Source organism: uncultured Intestinibacter sp. (assembly GCF_902468165.1).
Classification (GTDB): Bacteria; Bacillota; Clostridia; order Peptostreptococcales; family Peptostreptococcaceae; genus Intestinibacter.
The window spans coordinates 1-12,829 of the sequence record NZ_CABQXJ010000085.1 but is presented as its reverse complement, the minus strand read 5'-3'; the positions used below and the strand labels follow the sequence as shown (position 1 = coordinate 12,829).

Annotated in this window: 13 protein-coding genes and 1 other annotated feature; of the genes, 12 read left to right on the top strand and 1 reads right to left on the bottom strand. The window is 29.6% G+C overall.

The annotated features are described in order from the left end of the window. The 12 genes from RDX53_RS12440 to ileS form a co-directional block, all read left to right on the top strand. Positions 1-189, top strand: a 189-nt coding sequence (locus RDX53_RS12440; RefSeq protein WP_369124302.1) for a hypothetical protein, incomplete at its 5' end; no start/stop codon positions are given. A gap of 8 nt (positions 190-197) precedes the next feature. Beyond that, positions 198-626, top strand: a complete 429-nt coding sequence (locus tag RDX53_RS12435; protein WP_307994260.1) for a transcriptional repressor — start codon at positions 198-200, stop codon at positions 624-626. Between the two features lie 508 nt (positions 627-1,134). Then, the gene (serS, locus tag RDX53_RS12430) at positions 1,135-2,409 is read left to right on the top strand and encodes a serine--tRNA ligase (RefSeq protein WP_195931016.1); all 1,275 of its coding nucleotides are present in this window, start codon (positions 1,135-1,137) and stop codon (positions 2,407-2,409) included. A 172-nt stretch (positions 2,410-2,581) separates the two neighbouring features. Then, positions 2,582-2,851, top strand: coding sequence for an ACT domain-containing protein (locus RDX53_RS12425; RefSeq protein WP_195931015.1), 270 nt, complete (start codon positions 2,582-2,584; stop codon positions 2,849-2,851). A 14-nt stretch (positions 2,852-2,865) separates the two neighbouring features. Beyond that, positions 2,866-4,221, top strand: a complete 1,356-nt coding sequence (locus tag RDX53_RS12420) for a PFL family protein (RefSeq protein ID WP_195931014.1) — start codon at positions 2,866-2,868, stop codon at positions 4,219-4,221. A gap of 202 nt (positions 4,222-4,423) precedes the next feature. Beyond that, entirely contained in the window at positions 4,424-5,503 is a 1,080-nt protein-coding gene (locus RDX53_RS12415; RefSeq protein ID WP_195931013.1) for an HlyD family efflux transporter periplasmic adaptor subunit, read from the top strand. A 9-nt stretch (positions 5,504-5,512) separates the two neighbouring features. Then, positions 5,513-6,211 carry a YggS family pyridoxal phosphate-dependent enzyme gene (locus tag RDX53_RS12410; RefSeq protein WP_195931012.1) on the top strand — a complete coding sequence of 233 codons (699 nt, stop codon included), beginning with the start codon at positions 5,513-5,515 and terminating at the stop codon, positions 6,209-6,211. Between the two features lie 88 nt (positions 6,212-6,299). Then, complete coding sequence (locus RDX53_RS12405) at positions 6,300-6,776, top strand: cell division protein SepF (RefSeq protein WP_195931011.1); 477 nt, start codon at positions 6,300-6,302, stop codon at positions 6,774-6,776. Between the two features lie 20 nt (positions 6,777-6,796). After that, positions 6,797-7,057 (top strand): YggT family protein, encoded by a 261-nt coding sequence (locus RDX53_RS12400; RefSeq protein WP_195931010.1) that lies wholly within the window; start codon positions 6,797-6,799, stop codon positions 7,055-7,057. A gap of 1 nt (position 7,058) precedes the next feature. Then, on the top strand, positions 7,059-7,841 hold the full coding sequence (locus RDX53_RS12395) for an RNA-binding protein (RefSeq protein WP_195931009.1): 783 nt from the start codon (positions 7,059-7,061) through the stop codon (positions 7,839-7,841). Positions 7,842-7,864: 23 nt separating this feature from the next. Continuing rightward, on the top strand, positions 7,865-8,464 hold the full coding sequence (locus RDX53_RS12390; protein WP_195931008.1) for a DivIVA domain-containing protein: 600 nt from the start codon (positions 7,865-7,867) through the stop codon (positions 8,462-8,464). Positions 8,465-8,617: 153 nt separating this feature from the next. Continuing rightward, positions 8,618-8,843 (top strand) — a binding site (T-box leader). Positions 8,844-9,032: 189 nt separating this feature from the next. Next, positions 9,033-12,146 (top strand): isoleucine--tRNA ligase, encoded by a 3,114-nt coding sequence (gene ileS / locus RDX53_RS12385; protein ID WP_295571485.1) that lies wholly within the window; start codon positions 9,033-9,035, stop codon positions 12,144-12,146. An 89-nt stretch (positions 12,147-12,235) separates the two neighbouring features. Here the strand turns inward: ileS and RDX53_RS12380 are convergent, their stop codons facing one another. After that, the gene (locus RDX53_RS12380) at positions 12,236-12,775 is read right to left on the bottom strand and encodes a TetR/AcrR family transcriptional regulator (protein ID WP_295571487.1); all 540 of its coding nucleotides are present in this window, start codon (positions 12,773-12,775) and stop codon (positions 12,236-12,238) included. Positions 12,776-12,829: the final 54 nt, after the last annotated feature.

Genomic DNA, 12,829 nt, shown 5'->3' with positions numbered 1-12,829 from the left:
TTATACCTGGATCACATTATCGGAGCGGGTGCGATGATGGCGGGACTTCTGGTAAATGCAGGAGTCGGACTTCTGATCCTGTTTCGTTTAAATCACGACAGAGCTCAGAATCTGAAAATTATCGGAACTCTTTACGGACTGGGTGTATTCTGGGGAATTATTATTGAATTTGCAGGAATCGTATTTTAGGAGGAATTATGGCGGGAAGCAGTTATGCGACGGCAAGCCGCAGAAAAATACTTGAATATCTGAAGAACAGCAATGATCATACGGTGACAGCAGCGGATGTGGACGAATATCTGAAACAGCATGACAGCGAGGTAAATATCACAACGATTTACCGTTACCTGGATAAACTTGCGAAGGATGGCACAGTGATTAAATACGTGGCTGAGAAAGGATGTCAGGCGGCCTATCAGTATGTAGAGCCGGGACGTGGATGCGAACAGCATCTGCATCTGAAATGTGTGAAATGTGGAAAGATTATTCATCTGGAATGTCATTTTATGGAAGAGATTTCTCATCATATCGAAGAAAGTCATGGATTTACCTTGCAGTGTAAGAATTCTATTCTGTATGGAATATGTAAAGAGTGTAAACCTGGCGATAACGAAAACGCCGAGTAGGTAAAGCGTATGCTATTATTCAATATATTAAAAGTTATAATATGGAAAGTAAGGATTTAAAATTATCACTTCCATTAATTAACAATTCGACTTAAAATAAATAAATATTTTTCCAAATTAGTATAAAAACTAAAAAAAATGGACATAAAATAGAAAAATATTTATTTATATTAGAATTATATATGGAAATTTTTCTGAGATTGATTATAATTTTATATAGGGTGTAAATTGCATTATATATAAGGAAATCTTTTTCAGAAAATTAAAGGTATATTTTCTTAAAATTTAGCGTACTTATTTTTGTAAAATTTCAAAAATGCATAATGGGAATTATATTTAAATTTTATATTTTAGGGAGACCATTTATTATAAACTACATAGACTATATTTTTTAAGGGAATTGACAAGATAATTTTAAATGAATAAAATATAGTTAAATTGGATAAATACGTTGGGCTTATATTGTATGAGACGTGCAATTATACATAAAATATTTAGGAGGAAAAAAATGTTAGATATCAAAAGAATAAGAGAAAACTTAGATGATATTAAAAAAGCTATGGACAGAAGAGGGGAAAAAGAATTTGACCTTGATGCTGTTGTAGCTTTAGACGATGAAAGAAGAGAATTATTAAAAGAAGTTGAAGTAATGAAAAATGAGATGAATATCGAATCTAAAAAAATACCTCAACTTATAAAAGAAGGAAAAGACGTAACTGCTGATAAAGCTAGATTAAAAGAATTATCAGATAAAATAAAAGCTGTAGATGAAAAAGTTAAAAAAGTTCAAGATGAATTAAGATATAGATTACTTAGAATACCAAATGTTCCAAACGAAAGAGTTCCTCAAGGAGAAACAGATGCGGATAATATAGAAGAAAGAACATGGGGAGAACCAAGAAAATTTGATTTCGATTTCAAACCACACTGGGAAATAGGAACAGATTTAGATATATTAGACTTTGAAAGAGCTGCTAAAATAACTGGTTCAAGATTCACTTTATACAAAGATAAAGGTGCTAGATTAGAAAGATCTTTATATAACTTCTTCTTAGATACAAATACAGGAGTTAACGGATATACTGAATTTATACCACCATTCATGGCTAATGCAAATTCATTCTTAGGAACTGGTCAATTACCAAAATTCGAAGAAGACATGTTCAAAGTAGACAACGGATACTACTTAATACCAACTGCAGAAGTACCTCTAACTAATATACATGCAAATGAAATACTTTCATATGATGTATTACCATTAAACTACACTGCTTATACTCCATGTTTCAGATCAGAAGCTGGTTCTGCAGGTAGAGATACTAGAGGTCTAGTAAGACAACATCAATTCAACAAAGTTGAAATGGTTAAAATATGTGCTCCAGAAGAATCTTACAATGAATTAGAAAAATTAACTTCAAATGCTGAATACTTGTTACAACAATTAGGTTTACCATACAGAGTTGTTAGAATATGTACAGGTGACTTAGGATTCACTGCAGCATTTAAATATGACTTAGAAGTATGGATGCCAAGTTACAACAGATACGTTGAAATATCTTCTTGTTCAAACTGTGAAGATTTCCAAGCTAGACGTGCTGGATTAAGATTCAAAAGAAGCAAAGATTCTAAAGCAGAATACTGTCATACATTAAATGGTTCAGGTCTTGCTGTAGGTAGAGCCTTAGCTGCTATACTTGAAAACTACCAACAAGAAGATGGTTCTGTAGTAGTTCCAGAAGTATTAAGACCATACATGGGTGTAGATGTAATAACAAAAAAATAATATTGAATTTAAATAATTAAATTTAATTTGCAAAAAGAATGCCATAATAAACCTCGGTTTATATAGGGCATTCTTTTTTTATATATAGGAAATTAAAATATATACGTCATGTTTGACAATGAGTAAAAAGAGGCATAGAATTAAATCATCAATATAAAGGGGGAATCAAACTATGAAAGCATTTTTAACTGTAATAGGTAGAGATAAGGTTGGGATAGTAGCAGCAATATCTGATGAATTATTTAAATTAAATGTCAATATCATTGATATAACACAGACATTGATGGATGAGTTTTTTACAATGGTAGTTATGGTTGATTTAGAAAAAAGTCCTAAATCTTTTGAAGAAATTAAACAAGCTTTACAAAAAAGAGGCGAATCTATAGGGGTAGAGACAAGAATTCAAAGAGAAGAAATCTTTAATAAAATGCATAGAATTTAATTCGGAGGGAAATCATGAACGTTAAGAATATACTAGAAACTATAAATATGATAGAAGAACAAAAATTAGATATCAGAACTATAACAATGGGTATATCTTTACTTGATTGTATTGATTCCGATGGAGAAAAAGCAAGAGAAAAAATATATAAAAAAATAACTACTTGTGCTAAAGATTTAGTAAAAGTAGGACAAGAGATAGAAAGTGAGTTTGGAATTCCGATTGTAAATAAAAGAGTTTCTGTAACACCTATATCTATAATAGCAGGGGCTTGTGATGATAAAGACTATGTAGAATTTGCAAAAGTTTTAGATAAAGCAGCCGAAGAGTTAGGAATAGACTTTATAGGGGGATTTTCTGCTTTATGTCAAAAAGGATATACTAAAGGCGACGAAATATTGATAAAATCAATACCAGAAGCTTTAGCATGTACTAATAAAGTATGTGCATCTGTAAATGTAGGTTCAACAAGAGCTGGGATGAATATGGATGCAATAAAACAAATGGGTCAAGTTATTAAACAAACTGCTGAACTTACAAAAGATAAAAAGGGATTTGGCTGTGCAAAATTAGTTGTATTTTGTAATGCAGTTGAAGATAATCCATTTATGGCAGGGGCTTTCCATGGAGTTGGAGAATCAGATACAGTAATAAATGTAGGTGTAAGTGGTCCTGGAGTTGTCCAAAGGGCTTTAGAAAAAGTAAGAGGAGAATCTTTTGATGTTGTAGCAGATACTATAAAAAATACAGCTTTTAAAGTTACTAGAATGGGACAATTAGTGGCACAAGAGGCATCTAAACGATTAGGCGTTCCATTTGGAATAGTCGATTTATCATTAGCTCCAACACCTGCAATTGGAGATTCTGTAGCAAATATAATAGAAGAGATGGGTGTTGAAGTTGTCGGAGCATATGGAACAACAGCAGCATTAGCACTACTTAATGATGCTGTTAAAAAAGGTGGAGTTATGGCTTGTTCTAGAGTTGGAGGTCTAAGTGGTGCATTTATACCAGTATCAGAAGATGCAGGAATGATAGATGCAGTATTAAAGGGCTCATTATGTTTAGAAAAATTAGAAGCTATGACTGCAATATGTTCGGTAGGCTTAGATATGATAGCTGTCGAAGGCGATACACCAGCTGAAACAATATCTGCTATGATAGCAGATGAGGCAGCAATAGGAATGATTAACAATAAAACAACTGCCGTAAGAGTAATACCAGCTCCAGGGTGTAAAGTCGGTGAGATGGTCGAGTTTGGAGGTTTACTTGGTAGAGCGCCAGTAATGAAAGTAAACAAATTCTCATCTAAAGACTTTATAGATAGGGGCGGAAAAATACCAGCACCAATACATTCATTTAAAAATTAGAAATTAATATTATACAAGAATTACTGTGAAATGATTTTTTAAATCGTTTTACAGTAATTTTTTTTGTATAAAAATATTAAATTATGTTAAAAAACACTATATGCTGTTTGTATTTTTAATAATTTGTTTTGAGGCAATTTAAAGGAAAAAGAATTAAAAAAAACAAATTATAATATAACCAATTGTTTTAGGGGGTGTAGAGATGGCTAAGAAGAAGAAAAAGAAAATAAAGTTTACAAATTTATTTTTACTTATAGTACTGTTATATATTTTAGTTCAAGTTGTAATTTGGACAATTGGCTATTTTACAAAGACTATGGTTTTAGAAGAAGAAAATATAGACCTTCAAATTAAAAAAAAGGCAATAGTAGTCATGGATGAGACTATAATCAAAGCTAACGAAGATGGAATCATAAAATATAATGTAGAAGATGGCGAAAAAATTAAAAATGATAAAAGTTTATTTACTATAAGTCAATCGGGACAAAATGAAGAAATATCACAAAAAATAGATGATCTAAAAAATGAAATAAATGACTTAGAAAAATCGAAAAATAGTATGAACTCAAATATAATATTAAATAAAAAGGAAGAACTTAAAATACTAGAAAATCAAAAACAAAAATACTATACAGAAAATATATCACCTACTTCTGGAATAGTATCATTTGAATATGATAATGATTATGAAAAAGTTAAATTAGACAAATTAGATGATATAAATTCAAATATATTGGATTCTTTAGAAAATAATTTTATAAAAATAAATAGCAATACTCATAAAGTTAGTTCATCAGAAGTAGCACTTAGAATAATCAATCCAAATGAAACTTATATATGCATATTTCAAAATAAAGATAAGAATCATTTTAAAGAAGCACAAGATTTAAAAATAATCTCTAATGGACAAGCAATTAAGGCAAAGATAGATAAAATATATGAAAAAAAAGATGAAGAGGTAATAGTCATAAAAATTATGGAACAAAATATGTCAATTTACAATACAAGAGTTCAAGAATTTGATATAATATATAAAAATATAAAAGGATTTAAAATACCCGTAGAGTCAGTTGTAGAAAAAAATAATAAATTGGGCGTTTATGTAATAAATGAGGAAAATAATATGCCAGAGTTTGTAGGTTTAGGCAAAAATTATTATAAAGATGCAAAATATTATTATGTGGATTATAATAAAAATAAGGATGAAAATAAATTGAATTTATATGATAGAATATTATTATATCCAAATTTTATAAATAAAAATATTAAAGTAAGCAGGTGACATTAATAAATGAGTATAAAATCAAATATAGAAAAAATTAAAGACGAAATTGCATCAATATGTAATGACTGTGGAAGAAATCCACAAGAAGTTAATTTAATGGCAGTTACAAAAACAGTTGATGTTGATGCTGTCTTTGAAGCTATAGATGCAGGTATAACAGATGTTGGTGAAAATAAACCCCAAGAGTTAGCTAGAAAATATGAAGTTATAGGGGATAAGGTAAACTGGCATCTTATTGGAACTTTACAAACAAATAAAGTAAAATACATAATTGATAAAGTGACAATGATTCACTCTCTAGATAGAGAGGCTTTATGTGAAGAAATTCAAAAAAGAGCAGAAAAAATAGATAGAATCATAGATTGTCTAGTACAAGTTAATATATCAAAAGAAGAAACAAAACATGGTCTTTATAAGGATGATGTTGTTGATTTTGTAAAAATGGTATCAGAAAAATATCCTAATATAAGAATAAAAGGTCTTATGACTATGGCTCCATTTGTAGAAGATGATGAAGTTATAGAATCAGTATTTAAAGGATTAAAAGATTTATCTCTAGAAATAGACTCACTTTCTTTAAAAAATGTTGAAATGAGCACTTTATCTATGGGAATGAGCCATGATTATCATCTAGCAATAAAACATGGTGCAACTATTGTAAGGGTAGGGACAGCGATTTTTGGACCTAGAAATTACAATAACTAAAATTAATTTACGATAAGGATTATATTAATAAAAAATATAATTAAAAATATTAAGTATTTTATTATAAATTTAAAGGAGGATGGAAATAATGTCAAATGGTCTAATTTCAAAATTTAAAAACTGGATGACAGAAGAGGACGAATATTATGATGATGAAGAAATGGACACAGATTTAGAAGAAAATGAAGAAGATATGGTGGGTAACGATATCGGAGCAATAAGATCATCATCTAAAGCTGCTACAACTAGCAAAATAGTAAATTTACATACAACAAGTTCAATGAAGGTTGTAATAGTAGAACCTAAAAAATATGAAGATGTAACAGTGATTGCAGATCACTTAAAACAAAAAAGAACAGTGATAGTTAATTTAGAAGGATTAGCTCAAGATGTAGATACTAGAAAAGCAATATTCTACTTTATGAGTGGAGCTGTTTATGTACTAGATGGAACAATACAAAAAGTATCGAGAGCTATATTTATCTTAGCGCCAAGTAATGTTGATATAGACGCAAACATGAAAAAAGAATTAGAAAGTAAGGCCTTTTTCCCTTGGCAAAAATAATTAAATAAAGGAGCAAGAATATGAGCGTATTGGGAGTATCACTAATAAGATTATTAGATGTAATATCATTCATCATAGTTATACAATGCGTATTAAGCTGGATACCTTCAGTTAGAATGAGTAGAATTTACGAAGCATTAAGCGTAATTACTGATCCAATTGAAGAACCTATAAGACGAGTTCAATATAGATATGTGTCAATTCCTGTTGATTTTTCACCATTAATAGCAATTTTATTAATACAAATATTACAAAGAGTAATATACTCTATATTCTTATAAAATGGAAAAGTTAAAACTTACAGCACATATCAAAGATATAGAACTAAAAAATAAAATGTACAAAGTAATTGATAAGGCGAATAGTTGTTTGAAAAATTACGATATAAAAGCTACAGAATTTTTAAATCCATTTGAAGTTAAAAATGCTATAGATATTTTAAATTCTGAATCAGATTTAAAATATAAAGTAGACGGTGGATATGAAAATGCAGAAAGACAGCTAATATATATTTTTCCATACTATATTGAGGAAGATGATGTAGAAAGTGATTTAAGAGTTATACAAATTGAGGGTAACTTTAAATTTAAAGCAATTTCTCATAGAGATTATTTAGGAGCCTTATTAAACTTAGGTATAAAAAGAGAAAAAATTGGAGATATATTAATACACGATAACTTCTGTCAAGTAGTTGTAAGTGAAGATATATGCGACTTTATAATTATTAATTTAGATAAAGTTTCTAGAAATAAAGTTAAGGTTAAAGAAATAACTGTAAAAGATATCGTACAAAGCGAGCATAACTTTAAGGAGATATCTTTTACAGTTTCGTCTTTAAGGGTAGATTCAATAATAAGTGGAGTTTACAGCTTATCTAGAAATGATAGTGTTAAGCTAATAAAAGGTGAAAGAGTAAATGTAGATTACGAAAAGATAATATCTCCATCAAGAGAAATAAAATCTGACAGTCTCATATCTGTTAGAGGTCATGGGAGAGCTATTATTGAAGTAGGAGATTTAACAAAAAAGGGTAGAACAAAAGTAAAAGCAAAAATTATTTTATAAAGATTTATATAGGAGGTTAGAGGATGATAACTCCAATTGAGATACAAAATAAAGAATTTAGAAGAGCCTTTAGAGGGTATAGTGAAGATGAAGTTGATGATTTTCTAAAAATAGTAACTGAGGATTTTGAAGCTTTATATAAAGAAAATATGGACCTTCAAGAAAAGGTTACTTTATATCAAGAACAAGTTAGTAGATACAAAAGTATAGAAGAAACACTAAATGCAACTTTAATTACAGCTCAAAGTGCTGCAGAGGATACTTGTGTAGCTGCAAATAAAAAAGCAAAAATAATAGTAGAAGAAGCTCAACTTCAATCAAAACACATAATAGACGAAACTAATAATCGTATTTTAGAACTAAAAAAAGAATATGATAACTTAGTAAGAGAATTTAAAGTATTTAGAAATAGATTTAAATCATTAATAAAAGAAGAACTAGAAACTTTAGACGAAATATTCTATGATGTAGATGAAAGCTGTGAAATGCCTTTTAGAGAATGTAGTTATATAAAAGAAGACATGGAGGATAGTGCTGATTTATTTACAGAAGAAATAGCAGTTGAAGAAGATACAAACCAAGTAGATAAAAAATCTACTGATGATGCTGTTACAAATGAATAATATACATTTGGATTATATTAAAAAATTTAAAATAAAATGTATATAATAATAAATATTGGTAATAATATGAAATATCATAACATTGTGAATTGAATATGTTTTTATTGACGAAATAAATGAATTATTGTATAATTATCAAGTATAATTGAAAAAATAAAAGCTGTGATAGAGAGAGTAGACTTTTAAGTACTTTACAGAGAGTTGGATTAGGTGAAAGCCAATATTTATGAGAAAGTTGAAAATCACTCTGGAGCTGTAGGCTGAACGATTTTATCTATTAAGCTGAGCCGGTTAGTGCCGTTAAACTATAGAGTGTTACATATTATTTTTTTTAGTATGTAAAATTAGGGTGGTAACGCGATTATAACTCGTCCCTTTGTATAGGGAGGAGTTTTTTTATTGGGTAAATAATTGATTATTAATATAATAGCAATTATATTTTAATTTTAAAATTTTTGAATTATTAAATATATATACGTTTTATGTATATATTGATAACTAGCATTTGTATGTATAATTTGAAAATTGAGAAAATAATGGCAATTTAAAAATAAGAAAGGGTGATATTATGGCTAAGTTTAAGCCACTTGTTGATTCTTCTGTTAAAGATGCAGAAGCAGAAGTGTCAAAATATTGGAAAGACATCAACATATTAGAAAAAACGCTAGAAAAAGGTGAAAATGATCCAAGTTACGTATTCTACGAAGGACCACCAACAGCTAATGGTAATCCAGGGATACACCACGTTGTAGCTAGAACATTAAAAGACTGGGTTTGTAGATATAAAACTATGAGCGGATACCAAGTTCAAAGAAAAGCTGGATGGGATACTCACGGTTTACCAGTTGAGTTACAAGTAGAAAAAGAACTAGGACTTACAAATAAACAACAAATAGAAGAATATGGTATAAAAGAATTCAACGAAAAATGTAGAGAATCAGTTTTCTCATATGAAGCAAAATGGAGAAACATGACTGAGAGAATGGCATATGAAGTTGACTTAGACAACCCATATATAACTTTAGACAACAACTATATAGAATCAGTTTGGTGGATATTAGATAAATTCAACAAAGAAGGATATCTATATGAAGGACATAAAATAGTACCTTACTGCCCAAGATGTGGAACTGGTCTTGCTTCACACGAGGTTGCACAAGGATACAAAGAAGTAAAAACTAATACAGTAATATGTAAATTCAAGAAAAAAGATGCTGAAAATGAATATTTCTTAGCATGGACAACTACTCCTTGGACTTTACCATCAAACGTTTCATTAACAGTAAATCCAGAAGTAGATTATATAAAAGTAGCTAAAGATGGAGAAGTATACTATCTTTGCAGTGATTTAGCTAACAAAGTATTAGGTGAAGGAACTTATGAAGTTCTTGAAACTATGAAAGGTAAAGATTTAGAATATATGGAATATGAACAATTAATGCCTTTCGTAGAAGTTACAGATAAAGCATTCTTCGTGACTTGCGCTGATTATGTAACAACAGAAGATGGTACTGGTATAGTTCATACTGCACCAGCATTCGGTGAAGATGACTACAACTGTGGTAGAAAATATCAACTTCCAGTTATACAACCAGTTGATTCAAATGGTAAATTTACAGCTACTCCATGGGAAGGTCACTTCGTAATGGAAGATGGAATAGATGTTGAAATAATAAAATGGTTATCAGCAGAAGGAAAATTATTCTCTAAAGAAAAAATAGAGCACAACTATCCACACTGCTGGAGATGTGGTACTCCACTTGTATACTATGCAAACCCAAGCTGGTATATAGAAATGACAAAATTAAGAGACCAATTAGTTGCTAACAACAATACAGTAAACTGGTATCCTAAATTCGTAGGTGAAGGTAGATTTGGTAACTGGCTAGAAAACGTAAAAGACTGGGCAGTATCAAGAACTAGATATTGGGGTACTCCACTTAACGTATGGAGATGTGACTGTGGACATACTGAATCTATAGGATCAAGAGCTGAACTTGCTGAAAGAGCTATAGAAAATGTAGATCCAGCTACAGTAGAATTACATAGACCATATGTAGATGATATCCATATAGCTTGTTCAGATTGTGGTAAACCAATGACAAGAGTTAAAGAAGTTATAGACTGCTGGTTTGACAGTGGGGCTATGCCATTTGCTCAACATCATTACCCATTTGAAAACAAAGAAAAATTTGAAAGATTATTCCCAGCAGATTATATCTGTGAAGGTATAGACCAAACTAGAGGATGGTTCTATTCATTACTTGCTATATCAACATTCGTAATGGGTAAAGCACCATATAAAAACGTACTTGTTAACGACTTAGTTCTTGACAAAAATGGTAAGAAAATGAGTAAATCAAAAGGAAACACAGTAGATCCATTTGAATTATTCGACAAATACGGAGCAGATGCTTTAAGATGGTACTTATTATATGTATCTCCACCATGGACTCCAATCAGATTCGATGAAGCTGGACTTAGAGAAATACAAAGTAAATTCTTAGGAACTATGAAAAACGTATATAACTTCTTCACATTATATGCAAACACTGACGATATAGATCCAAAAGACTTCTTCGTTGAATACAAAGATAGACCAGAACTAGACAGATGGATATTATCTAAATACAACAGTTTAGTAAAATCAACTGTAGAAAACTTAGAAATATTCGAAGTTAACAGAGTTATAAGAAATATACAAGCATTCTTAAATGACGATTTATCTAACTGGTATATAAGAAGATCTAGAAGACGTTTCTGGGCTACTGAATTAACAGAAGATAAAAAAGCTGTTTACAATACAACTTATGAATTATTAACTGGATTATGCAGATTAATAGCTCCATTTGCTCCATACATGTCAGAAGAAATGTATAGAGATTTAACTGGAGAAGTATCTGTTCACTTAGCAAGCTATCCAAAAGCCGATGAAAGCTTAATAGATGCTAAACTTGAAGAAAAAATGGAATTAACTAAAGCGTTAGTTGCTTTAGGTAGAGCTTCAAGAGAAGACAGTAAAATAAAAGTTCGTCAACCAGTATCAAAAGTATTAGTTGATGGTAAATATGAAGATGTAATAAGCGACGTTGTTGACTTAATAAAAGAAGAATTAAACGTTAAAGAAGTTGTATTCGCTAAGAGCTTAGAAGAATACATGAACTTCAGCTTAAAACCAAACTTTAAAGTATTAGGACCTGTATTAGGATCAAAAATGAAATTATTTGCAGGTGCATTAGCTAAACTTAATGCAAATGAAGTAGTTCCTAAATTAGAAGCTGGAGAAAAAGTAACTGTTGATTTAGATGGAGAAGCATTCGAATTTGATAGAGAACATGTTTTAATAAACATAGATGCTAAAGAAGGATTTGACGTTGCTATGGCAAACAACATATTCGTTATATTAGATACTAACTTAACAGAAGAGTTAATAAATGAAGGATATGTAAGAGAATTTATATCTAAAGTTCAACAAATAAGAAAAGCAAGCAACTTCGAAGTTTTAGATAATATAGATATAGAATTTAATTCAGATGAAGATATAGCTAAGGCTGTAGAAGCATTCAAAAACTATATACAAACTGAAACATTAGCAGTTGAAATAAAAGCAGTAGACAATACTGACTTTGAAAAATATGACTTAAATGGTCATGAAACTGGTATAAAAATAACTAAAAAATAATTTTTATATTTTATATAAAAAACCGATTTGAAATATTCCAAATCGGTTTTTTTGATATAGCTAAAAATATTTAACTGAATATAAAATTTTTAATTTAATGTAGTAATTAAAAATCTAGAAATTTCATCATATGGTATTTCTTCTGTCTTTAATAAACTTTGTACTACTAATCCATCTACAATAGATATCAATAAAAAAGAAATTGGGTAAGAATCATCTCTAAAACTAATTGAGTTTTTAATTTCTAATTCTAGGGCTTTTCTCCATTGTATATATTTGATTTTAAATCGCTCTCTAAGTTTTTCATTACTAGTTATAGCCTCACAAATTAGATACATATGTATTCTTCCATGGGTTTTTATATCGGATATTTTATTTAGTGTGACAGATACAAACTCTTCCGTACTAGAGTCAAAGCCTACATTTTGCAGACATCCAATTAGTGAATTTGTGATTATAGATAGATGCATATCAGCCATATCACAAATAATATCATCTTTACTTGCGTAATGATAATATAAGGTACCTTTGCTAATACCAACTTCTTTAGCTATATCTGAAAGACTAGTATTTTTTATCCCCTGTTTAGCCATTAATTTTGTAGAGGCCGCTAGAATAGTTGCTTTCATATTAGTCGGCTTCATATTAAAATAACCTTTCTTTTTTTATAATAAAAATAATCT

Coding starts and splice junctions, on each gene's coding strand:
- RDX53_RS12435 (WP_307994260.1), top strand. CDS start 198: ATGGCGGGAAGCAGTTATGCGACGGCAAGCCGCAGAAAAATACTTGAA.
- serS (WP_195931016.1), top strand. CDS start 1,135: ATGTTAGATATCAAAAGAATAAGAGAAAACTTAGATGATATTAAAAAA.
- RDX53_RS12425 (WP_195931015.1), top strand. CDS start 2,582: ATGAAAGCATTTTTAACTGTAATAGGTAGAGATAAGGTTGGGATAGTA.
- RDX53_RS12420 (WP_195931014.1), top strand. CDS start 2,866: ATGAACGTTAAGAATATACTAGAAACTATAAATATGATAGAAGAACAA.
- RDX53_RS12415 (WP_195931013.1), top strand. CDS start 4,424: ATGGCTAAGAAGAAGAAAAAGAAAATAAAGTTTACAAATTTATTTTTA.
- RDX53_RS12410 (WP_195931012.1), top strand. CDS start 5,513: ATGAGTATAAAATCAAATATAGAAAAAATTAAAGACGAAATTGCATCA.
- RDX53_RS12405 (WP_195931011.1), top strand. CDS start 6,300: ATGTCAAATGGTCTAATTTCAAAATTTAAAAACTGGATGACAGAAGAG.
- RDX53_RS12400 (WP_195931010.1), top strand. CDS start 6,797: ATGAGCGTATTGGGAGTATCACTAATAAGATTATTAGATGTAATATCA.
- RDX53_RS12395 (WP_195931009.1), top strand. CDS start 7,059: ATGGAAAAGTTAAAACTTACAGCACATATCAAAGATATAGAACTAAAA.
- RDX53_RS12390 (WP_195931008.1), top strand. CDS start 7,865: ATGATAACTCCAATTGAGATACAAAATAAAGAATTTAGAAGAGCCTTT.
- ileS (WP_295571485.1), top strand. CDS start 9,033: ATGGCTAAGTTTAAGCCACTTGTTGATTCTTCTGTTAAAGATGCAGAA.
- RDX53_RS12380 (WP_295571487.1), bottom strand. CDS start 12,775: ATGAAAGCAACTATTCTAGCGGCCTCTACAAAATTAATGGCTAAACAG.